Consider the following 17,086-nt stretch of genomic DNA (forward strand, 5'->3'; position numbering starts at 1 on the left):
ACCTGATGGGCGCGACTCTATCGGCCGGGCCGGCGGCGAGGTGGGGGAACCGGGTCGTCCGGAGGCTCTGCACCGAGCGGGCGAGCCTGATGCGCGTCGGGGACCGCGGAGTCGAAGGGGAACGGCGCTGATTCGGAGGGGAACGGCTCGTCCCGGGCCGCGCCGGCCTCACGCGGGGCCGGCGGATCAAGCAGACGGGGTGTCCGGGAGGTGGCGTGGGCACCATGAGGACTCTGCCAAGCCCAGCCACGCGGGTCCGTCGCAGCGGGCGCTGTCGGATCCGTCGGGTCGGCGGTCGTGGGAGCGCGGCCTGTCGCAGCGGGGTCGGTTGACGTCAGCGGGGTGAGCACCCACCGTCCGTGCTCCTTGAGCAGGTTGCAGCGCACGCAGAGCCCCTGACCATTGGCATAGCTGGTCGGCCCGCCCTGGTGATGCGGCCGCGCATGGTCGATCTGCCGGATGATCGCATTGCACCACGGAGTGCGGCAGGTGACATCACGCCATCGGATCATGCGCGCCAGGCCGGCGGGGAACACGCGGGCGCGAGACTCCATTCCCGTCAGCTCGCCGGTGGTGGGGTTGGTGTAGAGACGCCGGTAGAAGGCGGTGACGTCCTCGTCGGGGTGCTTGTCCTCGCTGCCCCGCAGGTAACCCGGGGGAGTGCCGCGGAGGGTGTCGGTGATGATGTGCGCGGGGATCGCGCCGTAACCCTCGAGCTGCGCGCATTGCGCCTCGTCGTCCCGCCCGAGCAGGGCGGTGTCGGTGATGATGACTCCGACATCGAGTCCCTGCGCGGGACGACTGGGTTTGCGGAAGGGCGCGTCGCCCTCTTGGGTGACGCCCGGTTCGGCTCGGTCCGATCCTGGTCCGTCTTGGACGGCCGCTACCAGCAGATCGGCTTCGAGCGCGGAGACGGATTCCCTGGCGCCGCCGGCCTTCAGCGACTGTGCGCCGCGGTTCAGGGTCTGCATCATCCCGCTCGCGTCGACGCCGCGCAGGATGCCGGTCACCCGCGCCATGCCGTCGCTGAGCGGAGTCATCCTCACGTGCCGCGCTCGCGCCGCGCGCTCCGCCCGCGCACGGGAGTTGTGCGGCTCCATCCGCTGGATGATCTCCTGGACGCCGCGGCGTACCCGTCGCGGCCCCATGCCCTGGAGCGACTGCGGGTCCTCGCTCACGATCTCGTCGATCCGCGCGCACGTGGCAGGTTCGGCTCCGTCGAGCGCACCGGAGAGGGCGGCGACCTGCTGCTGCGTGACGTCCCCGTCCCGGAGCGCGGAAGCTACCCCCGGCAGCTGCTCGACCAGCCGACGGGACGAACCCAGGGAGAGGGAGGCGGACGAGGGGGAGACGCGACGCGCCAGGCCGATCTCGTGCGCCGCGCTCCGCCCTTGCTGGTCCTCGTCCACGTCAGCGTCCCTGTCCGCCGCGCGGATCCGGGCTTCGGCCTCGACCTGCCAGCGGGCGTCGATCGCCGAGAGTGCGGAACGCAGTTGATCGAGGCCGGCGAGCACGGCCAGTGCTTCCTGCGGCGTGCCGGGCACCGTGGAGGGGAGCGGATCGCGCACCGACGTGGTCCGGGTGAAGGCCTGCAGCGCGGCGTCGACGACCTCGGCGACCAGAGAGCCGGCTTCGTCGTGTCCCTCGAACCGGGCGAGTCGGCGCGCGACGTCGCGGAGCTGTGCGCCCCTTTCCGGTCCGGCCTGCGCACGTCCGCCCGGCGGGGTCTCACCCGGCCGGGCGTCGTGCCCGTCGGCCTCCCCGCTGCTGCTCGAACTCGTGTGCTCCATGCCTCGAGCGTACGCACATTCGAAACCCGCCAATAGGCCGCGGTCAAATGTGTGGACAACTTTTCCTATGTGGACGAAATGGTGGAGAAGTGGTCGCTGGGGAGGAATGATCCGAGCCTCCGTGACGCGACGCCCTGGCCCTGAGCTCCGCTGCACCACGCGCAGGTGGCCAGGGGTTCCGCTGGCAGGCGGCGGGACGAAGAGGCCTGGGCGGTGCCACGCACCGTAGTCGCACCGCGGCTACGGCATCGCGACCACACGAAAGTCCATTCGTCCAGTCCGTTATTTCTCTGGGGAAAACCGTGTACTGGGGAGGAATGGTCCCGGTGGGGCCGGCCGTGCCGACGGGAACAGGTACCGCAACCGGATCGGGAACGAGAACTGCAGGGTGGGTTCAGCGGCCCAGCAGGGTCAGGACCGCCGTCACGCGGCGATGCACGCTCGAATCCTCGCTCAATCCCAGCTTGGCGAACAGTCGCTGGGTGTGCTTCTCGACCGCGCCGCCGCTGATGTAGAGCCGCTGCGAGATGCCCGCATTGGTCAGGCCCTCGCCCATCAGTTCGAGCACCTCCCGCTCCCGCTGGGTCAGATCATCCAGCGGCGTCCGGCGACGCGAGGCGATCACCTGGCCCACCACGTCCGGATCGATGGCGACTCCGCCGTCGGCGACACGCTCGACGGAGTCCAGGAAGGAGCGGATGTCGAACACGCGGTCCTTCAGCAGGTACCCCGTGGCCCGTTCGCCGCTCTCGATCAGCTCGGTCGCGTAGCCGATCACGACGTACTGGCTGAGCAGGATGATCGGCGCCTCCGGCCAGGCCCTGCGAATCTCCTGCGCGGCGCGCAGACCCTCGTCGGTGTGGCTGGGCGGCATGCGGATGTCGGAGATGATCAGGTCGGGCCGCAGCTCCAGGGCGCGCACCACCAGTTCGGTGCCGGTCGCCGCGGTGCCGGCCACGGTGTGCCCGGCGTCCTCGAGCAGGAGCCGCAGCCCCTCACGCAGCAGGGCCGAGTCGTCGGCGATCAGGACCCGCACGGGATCACCGCCTCGATCCGGGTGCCGGCTCCCTCCGGTGAATGCACGGTCAGTCGCCCCTCGAGGGACGCGACCCGGCCGGCCAGCCCGGCGAGTCCGCCGCCGGTGCGCATCTCGGCGCCTCCTCGCCCGTCGTCCTCGATCCTCACCCGTGCATCATCGCCGATCCGGGTGATCTCCACGTGCACGGAGTCGGCCTCGGAGTGCTTGGCCGCGTTCGTCAGCGCCTCGGAGACCACGTAGTAGATGCCGATGTCGACATGATCGGGCAGATCCAGCTGTGGGCATTCGATGCTGGTGGGGAGGGGGGAGATGGCCGCGAGCTCGGTGAGGGCGGCTGCCAGGCCCCGGTCCACGAGCACGGGCGGGGCGATGCCGCGGGAGAGGCGGCGCAGATCATCGAGCGTGAGGCCGAGCTGCTCGCGGGTCTCTCGCAGCACCGCCTGCGCCCGCTCGGGGTCGTTGACCGACAGAGCTTCGACCCGTGCCAGGTCCATCGAGGCTCGCACCAGGCGCTGCTGTGGGCCATCGTGCAGGTCGCGCTCCAGGCGGCGCAGGGCGGTGGATTCCGCGGTGCGCCCGGCGGCGCGGGACTCCTGGGTGCGCAGCAGCTGCTGCTGCTCCTCGTAGCGCGAGCTGAGCAGCCCGCGGGCCACTGCCTGGTGGGCAGCGGTGAAGCCGCGTACGAGCGGGCCGACGGTGAGCAGGAAGAACAGCCCGCACAGCATCTGCAGCCCGATATCGACCGTCAGCGCGTTTCGTCCGGTGAAGCCCAGCAGCTCGGCGAGCCCGTTGCCGGTGGAGTCGGGGAGGACCTGCTCGAGGATCAGGGTCGAGATGGGGCCGCCGACGGTGGCGATCGCGCCGAGCGTCCACGCCAGCGCGAGCGGGAAGGTGACCAGCGCGAGCAGGAAGTTCACGAGGATCCACAGCGCATCCAGCCACGACTGCGGATCGGTGAGCGGGGTGAGGAGGCGTCGCATCCGGCCGGCCCCGGCCGGAGCCGGCTTCGCCGCCGGCGTGGGCAGCTCCGTGCCGAGAAGGCCGGATTGGATCGCACGCTCGGCCATGGTGAACCCGCGAGCGGCGACAACCCCGAGCACGAGGATCGCGAGGCCGATCCAGATGATGGCGGTGCCCGCGCCCGCCGCCAGCAAGGAGATCACCAGGGAGAACCCCACGGTGCCGAGAAGCAGGGCGATGAAGCTGTAGGCCAGGAAGCGGCCGATCCGTGAGGCCCAGCGGCCGAGGGACCAGCGTTGCGGGGCGTGGGTCTCGGTGCTGCGGGGCACGTCGGGGCCGGACGCGTCGGCGCCTGGGGCTTCGACGCTGCGGGGCATGGTCATCGTGTTCATGCCTCAACTCTGCCGCCGGATGTTCGCCGGCCCCATCCTGTCACCAGGCCGGTGGTTGTCGGGCATGCCCGACAGCGGCGGCTCCGCCCCACAGCAGGGGACGTCGCCTCAGCTGTTCTCGAGCACGCGTTTCAGCTCGGCCAGATCTGCCGAGACGGCCGAGGCGTCCTCCTCCAGCTCCTGATCCGACATGCTGCCGCGGCGCAGCGTGAACAGCACCTCGCTGCGCTGCTCGTCCAGCGGCAGCACCCGCATCGGATTCAGCGTCGACTCGCCGTCGGGCAGCGTCACCGTGTGGTCGAGCACTCCGTAGGCATTCTCCGGGACGAAGCTGACCAGCACGCGGCCCATCGGAGAGTTCATCGACCACTGCGAGACCTCGCGCTGGACATCGCCGCCGGCCAGTCCCGCCGCCCAGCGGGGGAGGTTGCGCGGATCGCTGACGTAGTCGTACACCTCGCGCCATGGCCGCTCGATGACGACGTCGAGGTGGACGGACGCGCTGGCGGAGCCCGCGGCGGTGGAGGGCTCCGTCCTCGTCGGCCGCTGCGCGTTCTCTGAGTTCTCTGGTTTCCCTGCGTTCTCCGGCGTGGCGCTCATGCCGCCGACGCTAGCAGCCGGCTCCTGCGTCTTCACGCGCCGACCGGATGCTCCGTATCAGGCGCGCCCTGCGACGCAGTGCTCTCCGAGACGGTGCTGCGCGGGTCCGTCGCCCCTGCCGTCCCCGCCGACCCCGCCAGCTGTGACGCCCGTGCCGCCTGCGCGGTGTCCCGCAGCGCGTCGGTCCACGACGTCGGCGCCAGGTCCTCCTGGCTGGTCAGGACACCGGGACGCAGGACCGCCGGCGCGTACCAGAGCCCGGAGATCCCGTGCAGCTCGCGCGCGAAGCTGTTCAGCGCTGCCAGCATCCGCAGCGCGACGCGCGGGATCGGCACGGGCCGACGCACCGGCTGATCGAGCAGCTCGGACGCGGCTGCGATCAGTTCGGACTGCGAACGGGCAGGGGCCGACGGAGCGTGCACGACGGCATCACCACCGGCGCCATCAGGCGCAGAGGCCCCGCCTGCCAGGCGCTCGGCGTTCCGGGCGGCGTGGAGCATCGCGACCGCGAGGTCAGGGATGTAGGTCAATGTATGCGGGGCGCTCGCGGACCCGAAGAGGAGCGGCCGGGAGCCGGCGGCGATCCGTTCGATGAGCATCGTGGTGACCACGGCGGCTCCGGTGCCCAGTGCCGTCGGCCCGATGAGGTCCGAGGCGATGATGCTGACAGTGCGCGCCGGATGCTGCCGGCGCTGCTCGAGCAGCTGGATGCGCACCCGGCCCTTGGCGTCGCGGGGCGTCGGGGCGGCACCTTCGACGAGATCGCCGGCCTCTCCCACGAAGCCGTACATCGACTCCGGGAAGATGACGGGGATCCCTCGCGCGGCCGCCGCATCGAGCACGGCGCGCTCGCGCGGTGGGAGGTCGCGCTCCCAGACCCGTGCGTCGTAGACGGCGTGGAACGTGGCATGGACGGCGTCGGCCTCCGAGATGGCCTCGGCCAGCGCCGCCTCGTCGAGCACGTCGCCCGTGACCCGGCCGATGCCGGCGGACGGCGGGACGGGGGTGCGGCGCAGGACGGTGACCTCGTCCCCGTCGGCGAGGGCGCGCTCGATGATCGCGCGCCCGATCTGTCCTTCTCCGATAACCAGGTGATGCATGACGGCCTCCAAAGTGTGAGCGCTGCTCTCTGTTGTGGAATCAGTGAACACTGCTCTCGGGTTGAAGTCAAGAGCGGTGCTCTCTGTCTGTGGCAGGATGGCCGTATGCCCGCCAGCGAGACCGCGAATGCCCGGCCGCCCCGCACCGCGCGCGCCGAGGCGCGCGAACGCACCATGCGACGGATCGTCGAGCTCGGGAACGCGCAGCTCGCCGCATCCGGCCCGGCGGCGCTCAGCGTGCGCGAGATCGCGCGCGGCCTGGGCATGGTCTCCTCCGCCATCTACCGCTACGTGAGCAGCCGTGACGAGCTGCTGACCCTGCTGATCGTGGAGGCCTACAGCGATCTGGCTGACGCGGCCGACGAGGCGGTCGCCGGCGCCGGGGACGATCCGCGCGCGCGGTTCATCGCGCTGGGCGAGGCCATGGCGGCGTGGGCCATCGCCCAACCGGAGCGGTGGACGCTGCTCTACGGCACACCGGTGCGCGACTACGCCGCTCCGGCCGAGACCACCAATGCCGCTGGTACGCGCACCATCGGCACCGTGCTGGCGATCGCGGCCGACGCCTCGACGGCGGGCTCCTACGACGGCGCCGTACCTCCGGGTGCCCGGCCCGATATGCCGCCCGAGGTCGAGTCACTGCTGGCAGAGAGCCTCGAGGAGTTCGGCGTGGGAGCCGATGCCGCCACGGCGGCCCGAGCCGTCACCGCCTGGAGCGGGCTGATCGGCATCATCAGCGCCCACGTGTTCGCTCAGCTCGGACCCGATGCCGTCGCCGTCGGCGAGAAGATCCTGGACGTCCAGATCCCGATGCTGGCCGACCTCATCGCGCCTCGCTGACTCGATCCAGCGCTGCCAGCGCCGTGCGGGCGACCGCCCCGACGCTCGCGGGCTCCCGCAGGCGGGCGCGGTCGGCCTCCGGGGAGACCACCACCCAGCGTGCGGCGCCGCGCCGGCGCATCCGACCGATCTCGATGCTGCCGCCCGTCGGCAGCGGGATCACCAGCGCGCCGCTGGGGCCCACCTGCATCCGCTGCGCGAGATCGGGGCGTTCCCCGACCAGCAGGTCCCGGATCTGCTCCCGCTCGCGCAGCGCAGTGCTCGGCGGGTCTGCGATGTTCGCGATCCTCTGAGCCATGCCTGGACGCTACGGACGGGCTCCGACAGATGGGCGGCGGGCCGGGAGCACGGCTGCGCCGCGCGTCCGCCGTGCGGGCCGCCGGATCACGTCGCCATCACGGCTCCAGTGTTCCTGTACGGCTGGTCGGCGAGCAGGCTAGAGTGGCAATGGTTATGACGCACGTCACGTGATCGGTCCGCGTGGCGGCCGCGCGCACGGCGAGGCTCGGAGGTCGAGGTGCCGCTGTACGAATTCCGGTGCGAGAGCTCGCACGTGCACGAAGTGATGCTCCCGATCAACGCCGAGGCGCGCGAGGCGACGTGCCCTGCGTGCGGGGGCGCCTCGGTCCGGCTGATCAGCTCGGCCCGGCTCGGCCGGCTGGGGTTCGACCGCGCGCAGCTCATCGAACGCACCCAGGCCAGTGCGGATGCTCCGGGGGTCGTGGACCGGATCCCCGGCACGGGGTCCGGGAACTCCGCCCCCACGACGACGGACCCTCGCCACGCGCGCCTGCCTCGCCCCTGAACCGCATCACCCCAATCCGGTGGGACCGGGCATCGGCTCCGCCGCCGTGGAAGGAGAGATCATGCCCCAGAACGTCTTCCCGCTGGACTCGACGAAGGCCTTCACCGATCAGCAGAAGCGTGGCCACAACCGCTGGCATCCCGAGATCCCGCCGACGGTCAGTGTCAGGCCCGGCGACACCTTCCGCGTCGACTGCCGCGAGTGGTTCGACGGATACATCAAGAACGATGATTCCGCCGAGGACATCGCGTCGGCTCCGCTGAACACCGTCCATGCCCTGTCCGGGCCGATCCGGATCGAGGGTGCACGGCCCGGCGATCTCCTGATCGTGGACATCCTCGACGTCGGCCCGATCCCGCAGGAGGATGAGGGGCCCCTGGCCGGGCAGGGGTGGGGCTACACGGGCATCTTCGCCAAGCGCAACGGCGGCAGCTTCCTGACCGACGAGTTCCCCGATGCCTACAAGGCCGTCTGGGATTTCCAGGGCGATCGGGCCACGTCCCGGCACGTGCCGGGCGTCGAATTCACCGGCATGATCCACCCCGGACTCATGGGCACCGCGCCCTCGCCCGAGCTGCTGACGACATGGAACGACCGCGAGGCCGCACTGATCGCCACCGACCCCGACCGGGTTCCGCCGCTGGCGCTACCTCCGGAGCCCGACGGGGCGGTTCTCGGCGATGTGCCCGAGGGCGAGAGCAATCGTGTCGCGGGAGAGGCCGCCCGCACGGCACCACCGCGGGAGAACGGCGGCAACCAGGACATCAAGAACCTCACAAAGGGGACCCGCATCTTCTATCCCGTCTTCGTCGACGGCGCGAACTTCTCCGTGGGCGACCTGCACTTCTCGCAGGGAGATGGTGAGATCACCTTCTGCGGCGGCATCGAGATGGGAGGGTTCATCGACGTCCACGTCGATGTCATCGAGGGCGGTATGGACAAGTACGGCGTCACCGAGAACGCCATCTTCATGCCGGGCACCACGGCGCCCCAGCACAGTCAGTGGCTCTCCTTCTCCGGCACCTCCGTGACGCTGGACGGCGAGCAGCGATACCTCGATTCCCATCTCGCCTACCAGCGCGCGTGCCTGCATGCCATCGACTACCTCTCGACCTTCGGGTGGTCGAAGGAGCAGGCGTATCTACTGCTCGGTGCCGCCCCGATCGAAGGCCGCTTCTCCGGCGTCGTGGACATCCCCAATGCCTGTGCAACGGTGTACCTGCCGCTGGACATCTTCGACATCGACATCCGACCCGGTTCGGGGGAGGCGCCGAAGATCGATCCGGGTATCGGCGCGCCGCACGCAAGCATCGGGTGACGGGGCTGGCCCCGCTGCGCGGATGCTCGGTGAAACTGACGTGGAGAGGGCCGGAGTGACGAGGACGAGCCCGACGTGCTCTGACGAGCTCGTACGCATCGCGGCGCCACCGGGAACCGGGAAGACGACCGTGCTGCCCCACCTCGTGGAGCTTGCGCACGGTCGAGCCGCCGTCGCTGACATCGACGAGATCCTGCAGGACGGGAAACTGCTCGGGGTCAGGATCGCGGACCCGACAGCGGCACCGATCTGGCCCGCTTACGATCGTCTGTGGAACCGGATCAGTGACATCGTCACCCGCGCGGGGTTCCCGATGCTGCTGTTCACCCAGGTCCCAGGGCCAGAACAGGACCCGGCGGATCTGCGACTGCTCGGCTGGGAGGTGGACGACGACGTGCGAACAGCACGCCTTCGGGCGCGCTCGGAGAGCGAACTCCTGACCGATGACGCACGCCAGGATGCCGCGATGCTGCGGCAGATTCTTCCGTCCGAGCGACTCGTGCGGACCACCTCAGACGCCGCCCCCGCTGAGTGCGCCCGCGAGCTCTGGTCCGCCGCGCAGAAAGTTTGGCGCGCCTCATGAGCGCCGTCGATGCCTACTCGAGGCGTGCCCAGGAGTACTCCGACCTCCTTGGCAGCATCGATGCCATGGCTCCGACGGACCGCCACCGTATCGAGACGTGGGCGGCCGAGGTGCACGGGCCGATCCTCGACGCCGGGTGCGGGCCCGGGCACTGGACCGCGCACCTGGCCTCGCTCGGTCACGACGTCGAAGGCCTCGACCCGGTGCCCGAATTCCTGGACATCGCCCGCCGGGCCCACCCCGAAGTCGCCTATCGAGCCGGATCCTTCGGAGATCTGGTCCACGAGCCGGGCAGGTACGGCGGGGTCCTGGCATGGTATTCGCTGATCCATCTCGATCCGGTCCAGGTGCCCGAGACCTTGTCGATCCTGCACGACGCGCTGCGCCCCGGCGGGACGCTCCTGCTCGGTTTCTTCGACGGGCCGTGCCAGGAGGCGTTCGACCACGCCGTGGCCACCGCCCAGTACTGGCCTGCCGCTCATATGGCCGAGCTGCTGGGATGCGCCGGATTCGACGTGCTCGAGGTGGAGCAGCGCCAAGATCCGGGCGTGCGGCCCCACGCCGCGATCACAGCTCGGCGCCCCGGGAGTCAGGCATGAAGGAACACATCTCCGCCACGCCCACGCTGATGCTCATCGGCGGTGCACCTGGCAGCGGGAAATCTACTCTCGCCTCGACGCTCGCGGCCGAGCGCCCCCTGGCGCTCGCGCTGGACATCGACACCATCAAGCACTCCCTCGGGACCTGGGAACGCGATCCCACGGCCGCAGGGCTGCAGGCCCGCCGACTCGCAGTGGCGATGATCGATCGGCACCTGACCGACGGCTACGACGTCGTCCTCGGGCAGTATCTGGCGCGCACGGCGTTCCTCGAGGAGCTCGAGAGTCTCGCCGCCGCGCGCAGGGCCCGGTTCATCGAGGCCGTGCTGGTTCTCGACGAATCGACCCTGGCACGGCGACTGGCAGGCCGGCGCGAACGGCCGGACCGGCCGGAGCACACCGTCAACGACCGTTTCGTCGGCCCGGCCGACGCGGGCGACCTGGTGCGTTCGATCGATCAGGTCCTCGCGCTGCGCCCGGGCGCCCATCGCGTCGACGCGTGCGGAAGCCCGGAGGAGACCGCGGCAGTTCTTCGACGACTGCTCACCGGAGTCAGCTGAGCGAGGTCTCCAAGGCGTCGGCCAGCTCCCGGGGGTGGCTGAGGGCGACGCAGTGGCCCCCGGGAACCTCTTCCGCCTCGACTCCGAGTCGCGCGCGGGCGAGGCGGCGCAGGAAGTCCGCAGGGAAGAAGCGATCCTCGCGGCACAGGAGGAACCGCGTCGGGACCTGCGGATGCTCCTCGAGCGGCCACGGATCCTCGAAGGACCGTCTGGACTGACCGCGCGAGCGGCGCATCGCCTCCTCCGCCAACTCGTCCGGGACCCCGTGGAAGAAGCTGACGAAGGGATCCTCGTGGCCGGTCACGCCGCCGTCACGCGCGGCCTGGTTCTCGACGGCCTGCGAGTAGCCGGTGTTCGACCACCAATCGCCGGCGCGCTCGCCGGGAGCGGGAATCATGGCGGCGAGGTAGACGAGTCCTCGCACTCGCGCCGGCATCCAGCTCGCGACGAGCGGGGCCGTGAAACCCCCGAAGGAATGACCGACGACCACGACGTCCTGCCGATCGCCGACGGCGCCGATGACCGCGTCTGCGGTCTCCCGGTGGCCTGTGGCCTCGTCCTCGCAGGGAAGGTCGGGCGCCACGACGTCGTGCCCGCGCGCCCTCAGCTCGGCCTCGACGAGGTGCCAGGACCATCCGACATCGCCGGCGCCGTGGAGGAGGACGAACGTGGCCATGACCGCTCAGTCCCCGAGGATCGCGCCCTTGGACGCGGACTTCACGAGCGTGACGTACTTGCCGAGCACCCCCTTGGTGAACTTCGGGGGCAGGGGAGTCCAGCCCTCCAGCCGGCGCGCCAGCTCGACCTCGTCGACCAGGAGGTCCAGGGCGCCGCTGGCGACGTCGAGCCGGATGCGGTCCCCGTCCTGGACGAACGCGATCGGGCCGCCGTCGACGGCTTCCGGCGCGATGTGGCCGACGCACAGTCCGGTGGTGCCGCCGGAGAAGCGCCCGTCGGTCATCAGCAGCACGTCCTTGCCGAGCCCGGCGCCCTTGATCGCGCCGGTGATCGAGAGCATCTCTCGCATGCCGGGGCCGCCCTTGGGGCCCTCGTAGCGGATCACGACCACGTCGCCGTGGGTGATGGTGCCGTCGTTCAGGGCATCCATCGCCTGCTGCTCGCGGTCGAAGACCCTGGCAGCGCCCTCGAAGACATCGGCCTCGAACCCGGCGGATTTCACCACGGCGCCCTCGGGGGCCAGCGAGCCGCGCAGGATCGTGATGCCGCCGGTCGGGGCGATCGGCGCCGAGGCGGGGCGCAGCACTGTTCCGTCAGCAGGGCGCGGTGCGAGGACCTCGAGGTTCTCGGCGATCGGGCGGCCGGTGACGGTGAGGCAGTCGCCATCGAGTAGTCCCTCGTCCAGCAAGGTCTTCATGACCACCTGGATGCCGCCGACGTGGTCGACGTCGTTCATGACGTAGCGGCCGTAGGGCTTGAGATCGGCGAGGTGGGGGACCTTCGCGCCGATGCGGGCGAAGTCGTCCAGGGTGAGGTCGACCCCGGCCTCGTGGGCGATGGCCAGCAGGTGCAGAACGGCGTTGGTGGAGCCGCCGAACGCCTGGACCACCGCGATGGCGTTCTCGAACGCCGGCTTGGTCATGATGTCGCCCGACGTGATGCCCCGGCGCAGCATGCCGACGACGGCCTCGCCGGCCCGGCGGGCGTCGGCATCGCGGCGACGGTCGGCCGACGGGGGAGTGGCGGATCCCGGGATCGACATGCCGATCGCCTCGGCCACGGTCGACATCGTGTTGGCGGTGTAATAGCCGCCGCAGGCGCCCTCGCCGGGGCAGATGGAGCGTTCGATGCGGCCGACGTCCTCGCGGCTCATCAGCCCTCGCCGACAGGCCCCGACGGCCTCGAAGCCGTCGATGAGGGTGACGTCCTTCTCCGTGCCGTCGGTGAGGGTGACGCGGCCCGGCATGATCGTGCCGGCGTAGACGAACACGCTGGCCAGGTCCAAGCGGGCCGCGGCCATGAGCATGCCCGGCAGCGACTTGTCGCAGCCCGCCAGCAGCACGGAGCCGTCGAGGCGCTCGGCCTGCATGACGGTCTCGACCGAGTCGGCGATGAGGTCGCGGGAGACGAGGGAATAGTGCATCCCGTCGTGGCCCATCGAGATGCCGTCGGAGACGGAGATGGTGCCGAACTGCAGCGGGTATCCGCCCCCTGCGTGGACGCCTTCCTTCGCGGAGCGGGCGAGACGGTCCAGGGACAGGTTGCACGGCGTGATCTCGTTCCAGGAGCTCGCGATCCCGATCTGCGGCTTGTCCCAGTCGTCATCGCCCATTCCCACGGCGCGCAGCATGCCGCGGGACGCGGTGGCGGCGAGGCCGTCGGTGACCTGGCGGCTACGGGGCTTGATGTCCGGTGAGGCGTCGTCGTTGGCGGTCATGGTGGCGAGCCTATGACCCAGCTGACGGGATGTATACGCCGTCTCCAGCGTGTCGGGCGTACGGCCGGATGGTGCCTCAGATCGTGCGGTGCGTGGCGCTGGGGTCTTTGGGGCCTTCGGTGTCTGTCGTGCGCCCGGGTATCCAGGGGTCTTCCTCCTCGTCGACCGGGACGTTGCCGTTGACGAGCCTGGATTCCAAGGACTTGGAGTAGACGGGCACGGACTCCGATTCGATCTCGATCGAGCCCTCGATGTCCTGCCATTCCCCGCCGTTCACGGAGAACTGCCCGGTGAATGTCGTGGTGAGGGTGATGTCGTACCAGCCCTCCTGCGTGTACGTGCTGGAGACGGCCTCGGAGGGGTATGGCTCGCCGGGGTTGTCCGTGGTGATCGTGTTCCCGTCGCCGAGGTCCCAGTGGTACGAGACGGGCGTCGCTCGGACGGCGACGGGGGTATCGAGGAGCGTGACTTCGAGTTCCTGGGACTCGGCCTCGGCGTAGAGCACGTTGACCATGTTCACCGGGAGCCAGCCATCGACCGGTCCGGCATGAGGCTTGAGCGGATCGACGGGCATCTGCGCGAAATCGCTCTGGGTGACAGTGATGACGATCGGTTCGGCCTCGGCCATCTCAGGAGACCCGGGCATGGCGCACCGGAACCCCATGTCGGTTTCTTCTCCAGTCTCGTTGTCGATACGCGTGCCGCGCTGCGTGACTCCCTCACTGTCGGTGTCGCCTCCGCCGCCGCCACCGCTGGAGTTGTACATGACGTCGCCATTGCCGCGCATGGGCGCGCTGTCTGATTCGCAGGATGCAGCGTCCGGGTCGCACTGCCACGCGGCGTCGGCGGACATCTCGCAATCGTCGAATGCGGAAACGGCTTCCCAGACATAGCTGTATTTTGGTGCGTTTCCATCCGATGAATCGTTTGTCGTCGATGAGGAGTCGGTAGACTCGCCCGAGTCTGTCGTGGCATCTTCCAGAGACGCTGCAATTTCTTCTGGCGTTAATTTTCCTTCTACTGGCGGGTCGTCTGCTTCGGCACTGAGTGGGGCGGAAAATAGAATGATGGCGGCGAGAAAGATCGTGACTAGATTGTGTTTTCGGTGGATGTGTCGATTAGCTGTGAGCATTCTCGCTCCACTCAATGCTCATTTCGCTGACAGTCCACTCTCCAGACGTCCAGCTCATCCCGCCGATAGCTGTGTACTCGAGATGGGTGACATTCTGTCGACCAGAGAAGTCGGGGCTCGGGCGGGAGTGTGGGCCAAGCTCGAATTCGTATCCGATCTCGTGTTCAAAGTTGGGTGATTCATGGATTGCTGTGGCGATGTCAGTCACTTCGACCTCGCTCCAATAATGTCCGCCGTCTGCAATTTGCTTTAGGTCTTCGTTCAAGTATGCGCAGCCTTCGCACGCATCGGATTGCAGCGTCTTGAGTAGTTCGTCGCTCCCCGTCTGGTGCGCCCACATGGAGACGGCGATGTAATACCGGAACGCCTGCTCCGCGCCCTCCGGCGTGTGCTCGTCCATGCCTGCATACTCCGCAGGATCGGGAGGGGGGATATCGGGGGCGGCTGCGCTCGGGTCCGCTTCGCCGTTGCCGCCGCCATCGCTGGAGTTTCCGCCGTCGCTGGGCGCGCCCTCGCCATCGGAGCCTCCTCCGTCGCTGGCACCTCCGCCGTCGCTGCCACCGCCGGTGACGGTAACGTCAGGGGGCGGGCTGGTGACGGGGCCGTCACTACCGTCGCCGCATGCCGCGAGGCCGAGGGTCAGAGCGGCGGCGGCCGCGGCGGAGAACAGGCGACGGGGCATGGAGATGCCTTCCGGGAGTGCGTCAGGTCACCTGCACGCTATCTGGCCCGCGTCTCCCGCGTCCTCCAGTCGCAGAGATTGTGGATAACCGGCTCAGCCGAAGGCCTCGACCGTCTCGGCGGGGTCGAGCACCGCGGCCGGGTGCGGGCCGGCCTTCTTCCACGCCGCCCGCCACGTCTCGACCTCGGGTGACGACAGTGCCCCGCCGGCGAGAAGCACCATGTTCCCGTCGGCCGGATGCGACAACAGCGTTGCGTGAGTCAGCGTCCAGACCCCGGAGAGGCCGCGCGCGGCCGCCGCCTCCTCGAGCTCGCGCACCTGACGTGCGAGGAATTGCTGGCCGGCGTCGTCGCCGACGTTGACCAGCAATACGCCGTCGTCCGTCAGGTGCTCGAGCGCCTCCACATAGAAATCCTGCGTGGCCAGATGGGCGGGGGAGGACTCGCCGGAGAACACATCGAGCACGATCGCCTCGAATCGTCGGACTCCCATGGCCGCGAGCTCGGCGCGGGCATCCCCGATCACCACGTCCAGATCCGTCCCGGTGGGCAGGGGCAGCGCGGAGGTCACCAGCGTCGGCAGCTCGCGCTCTATCTCGACGACCACCTGCGCGGAACCCGGCCGGGTGGCCTGGACGTACCGCGCCAGGGTCAGGGCGCCCGCCCCCAGGTGTGCGATCCGGATCGGCTGGCGACGCGGCCATGCCTCGTCCAGCACGTTCGCCATCCGCCGCAGGTACTCGTGCACGAGGTGCGTCGGATCCTCGAGGTCGACATGGGACTGCTCCACCCCGCCGATCTGCAGGACCCAGCCGCCGTCGACCTCGTCCTTCACGATCCACGCTGGCTGGTCGGAGGTGCTCAGTTGCACGGTGCGGCGCGCGGAGGGAGGCAGGTCGGATGCAGACATGGCGACATTGTCGCGGACACGGGAGGAGGTCAGCGGATTGAGGGCGTCGCCTGCGACGCCGCTCGCGGTGGCTGCACGTATCCTGCGCGTAACTCCGAGACCGAAGGACGAGCACTTGGCCGATCGCGAGCAGGATGCCGACGACCTGACCGCGGTGGCGGCCGAGGTGCTGGAGGAGCTGGCCTCGCTCGAGGACCCGCGAGTTCGGGCCGTCAACGAGAAGCGCGGCGACGACCATGGCGTGAATCTGTCCGCGCTTCGCGCCCTTGCCAAGCGACTCAAGACGCAGCCCGATCTTGCCCGTGAGCTGTGGTCGACCGGCGAGACCTCTGCCGAACTGCTCGCCGTGCTCATCTCGCGGCCCAAGGAGTTCGGCCGCGATGAACTCGACGCCATGCTGCGTGAGGCTCGCGCTCCCAAGGTCCACGACTGGCTCGTGAACTACATCGTCAAGAAGAGCCCACACCGCGAGGAGCTCCGCCAGGCGTGGTCGGCGGGCCCGGATCCGGTCGTCGCCAGCGCCGGCTGGGCGCTGACCAGCGACCGGGTGGTGAATAACCCGCACGGAATCGACCAGTCCCGGCTCCTGGACATCATCGAGGCCGAGATGAAGGACGCCCCCGATCGTCTGCAATGGTCCATGAACCACTGCCTAGCGCAGATCGGCATCCACACGCCGGAGCTGCGTGAGCGGGCGCGGCGGATCGGGGAGCGGCTCGAGGTGCTCAAGGACTACCCCACGCCCCCGAACTGCACATCGCCCTATGCCCCGGCCTGGATCGACGAGATGGTGCGACGCCGGGAGGCGATCTCCTGAGATCTACGTGAGCGGGCGCGAGAAGTCGAAGACGAGACCAGGAGCGTCGTCGACGGTGACGGAGGCCGAGCGCTCGCCGTAGTCCATGTCCTGTGGCTGCCGGACGGCGCGGGCGCCGCACGCGACGGCCTCGCGGAACGACTCGTCGACGTCGTCGGCTGTCAGGTGCAGTACGAGATTGCCGGTTGCGGGCTCGCCGTCCGCCGGGGCGTTGATCCACAGAGGGACGTCTCCCGGGAGCTGTAGCGCTGCGAACGTCCCGAAGTCGCTCTCCACGCTCCAGCCGAATACGGTGCTGAGCGACCGTGCTGCCCGGGAAGGGTCCGGCAGCAGCGCCGTGAGGGCTCGGATCGCGGGCATCTATGCCTCCTTCGGCTCCCGCCGGATCGTCCGACGGATCGGCTCCCGCCGGATCGTCCGACGGATCGTCTCGTACCGCGAACCTACGCCAAAGACGTGGTCTCCGTCACGCCGTTCCGGATCGGGAATGTGCGGCGCATCCCCGTAGTTGAGTCGGGTGTACTCAAGTTCGATGCGTCCCGGATTGACAACGATCGCGACGGGT

Annotated in this window: 19 protein-coding genes; 7 read left to right on the forward strand and 12 right to left on the reverse strand. The window is 69.6% G+C overall.

Translation table 11 applies throughout. The features are described from left to right. Positions 1–17: 17 nt before the first annotated feature. The 5 genes from ACFQRJ_RS11030 to ACFQRJ_RS11050 all read right to left on the reverse strand — a co-directional run bounded on the left by ACFQRJ_RS11030 (position 18) and on the right by ACFQRJ_RS11050 (position 5,881). Positions 18–1,790, reverse strand: coding sequence for a DUF222 domain-containing protein (locus tag ACFQRJ_RS11030; RefSeq protein WP_377019130.1), 1,773 nt, complete (start codon positions 1,788–1,790; stop codon positions 18–20). Positions 1,791–2,184: 394 nt separating this feature from the next. Further along, on the reverse strand, positions 2,185–2,826 hold the full coding sequence (locus tag ACFQRJ_RS11035) for a response regulator (RefSeq protein WP_377019131.1): 642 nt from the start codon (positions 2,824–2,826) through the stop codon (positions 2,185–2,187). After that, a complete protein-coding gene (locus ACFQRJ_RS11040; protein ID WP_377019132.1) occupies positions 2,814–4,181 on the reverse strand; it encodes a sensor histidine kinase in 1,368 nt (455 codons plus the stop codon). The genes ACFQRJ_RS11035 and ACFQRJ_RS11040 overlap by 13 nt, the downstream gene beginning before the upstream one ends. Before the next feature lie 108 nt (positions 4,182–4,289). Further along, complete coding sequence (locus tag ACFQRJ_RS11045; RefSeq protein ID WP_377019133.1) at positions 4,290–4,781, reverse strand: SRPBCC family protein; 492 nt, start codon at positions 4,779–4,781, stop codon at positions 4,290–4,292. Between the two features lie 32 nt (positions 4,782–4,813). Continuing rightward, on the reverse strand, positions 4,814–5,881 hold the full coding sequence (locus ACFQRJ_RS11050) for an NAD-dependent epimerase/dehydratase family protein (RefSeq protein ID WP_377019134.1): 1,068 nt from the start codon (positions 5,879–5,881) through the stop codon (positions 4,814–4,816). 105 nt (positions 5,882–5,986) lie between these two features. Here ACFQRJ_RS11050 and ACFQRJ_RS11055 point away from each other — a divergent pair, with 105 nt between their 5' ends. Next, entirely contained in the window at positions 5,987–6,721 is a 735-nt protein-coding gene (locus ACFQRJ_RS11055; RefSeq protein WP_377019135.1) for a TetR/AcrR family transcriptional regulator, read from the forward strand. Here ACFQRJ_RS11055 and ACFQRJ_RS11060 read toward each other — a convergent pair. After that, positions 6,705–7,019: a hypothetical protein gene (locus tag ACFQRJ_RS11060; RefSeq protein WP_377019136.1), complete on the reverse strand. Its 315-nt coding sequence runs from the start codon at positions 7,017–7,019 to the stop codon at positions 6,705–6,707. The genes ACFQRJ_RS11055 and ACFQRJ_RS11060 overlap by 17 nt on opposite strands. A gap of 219 nt (positions 7,020–7,238) precedes the next feature. On the opposite strand from ACFQRJ_RS11060, the gene ACFQRJ_RS11065 reads away from it, so the two are divergent. From ACFQRJ_RS11065 to ACFQRJ_RS11085, 5 genes are all read left to right on the forward strand, one after another. Continuing rightward, complete coding sequence (locus ACFQRJ_RS11065) at positions 7,239–7,526, forward strand: FmdB family zinc ribbon protein (RefSeq protein ID WP_377019137.1); 288 nt, start codon at positions 7,239–7,241, stop codon at positions 7,524–7,526. 61 nt (positions 7,527–7,587) lie between these two features. Continuing rightward, positions 7,588–8,844 carry a formamidase gene (gene fmdA, locus ACFQRJ_RS11070; protein ID WP_377019138.1) on the forward strand — a complete coding sequence of 419 codons (1,257 nt, stop codon included), beginning with the start codon at positions 7,588–7,590 and terminating at the stop codon, positions 8,842–8,844. 55 nt (positions 8,845–8,899) lie between these two features. After that, positions 8,900–9,427 (forward strand): hypothetical protein, encoded by a 528-nt coding sequence (locus ACFQRJ_RS11075; protein ID WP_377019140.1) that lies wholly within the window; start codon positions 8,900–8,902, stop codon positions 9,425–9,427. Further along, positions 9,424–10,026 (forward strand): class I SAM-dependent methyltransferase, encoded by a 603-nt coding sequence (locus tag ACFQRJ_RS11080; protein ID WP_377019141.1) that lies wholly within the window; start codon positions 9,424–9,426, stop codon positions 10,024–10,026. Before ACFQRJ_RS11075 ends, ACFQRJ_RS11080 begins: the two co-directional genes overlap by 4 nt. Next, a complete protein-coding gene (locus ACFQRJ_RS11085; protein ID WP_377019142.1) occupies positions 10,023–10,586 on the forward strand; it encodes an AAA family ATPase in 564 nt (187 codons plus the stop codon). Before ACFQRJ_RS11080 ends, ACFQRJ_RS11085 begins: the two co-directional genes overlap by 4 nt. On the opposite strand, the gene ACFQRJ_RS11090 is transcribed toward ACFQRJ_RS11085, so the two are convergent. From ACFQRJ_RS11090 to ACFQRJ_RS11110, 5 genes are all read right to left on the reverse strand, one after another. Then, positions 10,579–11,262 (reverse strand): alpha/beta fold hydrolase, encoded by a 684-nt coding sequence (locus ACFQRJ_RS11090; protein WP_377019143.1) that lies wholly within the window; start codon positions 11,260–11,262, stop codon positions 10,579–10,581. The genes ACFQRJ_RS11085 and ACFQRJ_RS11090 overlap by 8 nt on opposite strands. Before the next feature lie 6 nt (positions 11,263–11,268). Then, positions 11,269–12,981 carry a dihydroxy-acid dehydratase gene (gene ilvD, locus ACFQRJ_RS11095; RefSeq protein ID WP_377019144.1) on the reverse strand — a complete coding sequence of 571 codons (1,713 nt, stop codon included), beginning with the start codon at positions 12,979–12,981 and terminating at the stop codon, positions 11,269–11,271. A 76-nt stretch (positions 12,982–13,057) separates the two neighbouring features. Continuing rightward, positions 13,058–14,113 carry a PKD domain-containing protein gene (locus tag ACFQRJ_RS11100; protein ID WP_377019145.1) on the reverse strand — a complete coding sequence of 352 codons (1,056 nt, stop codon included), beginning with the start codon at positions 14,111–14,113 and terminating at the stop codon, positions 13,058–13,060. After that, on the reverse strand, positions 14,100–14,795 hold the full coding sequence (locus ACFQRJ_RS11105) for a DUF6318 family protein (RefSeq protein WP_377019146.1): 696 nt from the start codon (positions 14,793–14,795) through the stop codon (positions 14,100–14,102). The genes ACFQRJ_RS11100 and ACFQRJ_RS11105 overlap by 14 nt, the downstream gene beginning before the upstream one ends. A 93-nt stretch (positions 14,796–14,888) precedes the next feature. Continuing rightward, positions 14,889–15,704: a spermidine synthase gene (locus tag ACFQRJ_RS11110; protein WP_377019147.1), complete on the reverse strand. Its 816-nt coding sequence runs from the start codon at positions 15,702–15,704 to the stop codon at positions 14,889–14,891. Positions 15,705–15,819: 115 nt separating this feature from the next. Between ACFQRJ_RS11110 and ACFQRJ_RS11115 the strand changes: the two genes are divergently transcribed. Next, complete coding sequence (locus ACFQRJ_RS11115) at positions 15,820–16,521, forward strand: DNA alkylation repair protein (RefSeq protein WP_377019148.1); 702 nt, start codon at positions 15,820–15,822, stop codon at positions 16,519–16,521. A gap of 3 nt (positions 16,522–16,524) precedes the next feature. Here ACFQRJ_RS11115 and ACFQRJ_RS11120 read toward each other — a convergent pair whose 3' ends face one another. After that, on the reverse strand, positions 16,525–16,881 hold the full coding sequence (locus tag ACFQRJ_RS11120; RefSeq protein WP_377019149.1) for a VOC family protein: 357 nt from the start codon (positions 16,879–16,881) through the stop codon (positions 16,525–16,527). Positions 16,882–17,086: the final 205 nt, after the last annotated feature.

This window comes from Brachybacterium sp. GCM10030252, assembly GCF_042666535.1.
GTDB lineage: Bacteria > Actinomycetota > Actinomycetes > Actinomycetales > Dermabacteraceae > Brachybacterium.

Coding starts and splice junctions, on each gene's coding strand:
- ilvD (WP_377019144.1), bottom strand. CDS start 12,981: ATGACCGCCAACGACGACGCCTCACCGGACATCAAGCCCCGTAGCCGC.
- ACFQRJ_RS11100 (WP_377019145.1), bottom strand. CDS start 14,113: ATGCTCACAGCTAATCGACACATCCACCGAAAACACAATCTAGTCACG.
- ACFQRJ_RS11055 (WP_377019135.1), top strand. CDS start 5,987: ATGCCCGCCAGCGAGACCGCGAATGCCCGGCCGCCCCGCACCGCGCGC.
- ACFQRJ_RS11045 (WP_377019133.1), bottom strand. CDS start 4,781: ATGAGCGCCACGCCGGAGAACGCAGGGAAACCAGAGAACTCAGAGAAC.
- ACFQRJ_RS11040 (WP_377019132.1), bottom strand. CDS start 4,181: ATGAACACGATGACCATGCCCCGCAGCGTCGAAGCCCCAGGCGCCGAC.
- ACFQRJ_RS11085 (WP_377019142.1), top strand. CDS start 10,023: ATGAAGGAACACATCTCCGCCACGCCCACGCTGATGCTCATCGGCGGT.
- fmdA (WP_377019138.1), top strand. CDS start 7,588: ATGCCCCAGAACGTCTTCCCGCTGGACTCGACGAAGGCCTTCACCGAT.
- ACFQRJ_RS11105 (WP_377019146.1), bottom strand. CDS start 14,795: ATGCCCCGTCGCCTGTTCTCCGCCGCGGCCGCCGCCGCTCTGACCCTC.
- ACFQRJ_RS11090 (WP_377019143.1), bottom strand. CDS start 11,262: ATGGCCACGTTCGTCCTCCTCCACGGCGCCGGCGATGTCGGATGGTCC.
- ACFQRJ_RS11080 (WP_377019141.1), top strand. CDS start 9,424: ATGAGCGCCGTCGATGCCTACTCGAGGCGTGCCCAGGAGTACTCCGAC.
- ACFQRJ_RS11110 (WP_377019147.1), bottom strand. CDS start 15,704: ATGTCTGCATCCGACCTGCCTCCCTCCGCGCGCCGCACCGTGCAACTG.
- ACFQRJ_RS11060 (WP_377019136.1), bottom strand. CDS start 7,019: ATGGCTCAGAGGATCGCGAACATCGCAGACCCGCCGAGCACTGCGCTG.
- ACFQRJ_RS11030 (WP_377019130.1), bottom strand. CDS start 1,790: ATGGAGCACACGAGTTCGAGCAGCAGCGGGGAGGCCGACGGGCACGAC.
- ACFQRJ_RS11120 (WP_377019149.1), bottom strand. CDS start 16,881: ATGCCCGCGATCCGAGCCCTCACGGCGCTGCTGCCGGACCCTTCCCGG.
- ACFQRJ_RS11050 (WP_377019134.1), bottom strand. CDS start 5,881: ATGCATCACCTGGTTATCGGAGAAGGACAGATCGGGCGCGCGATCATC.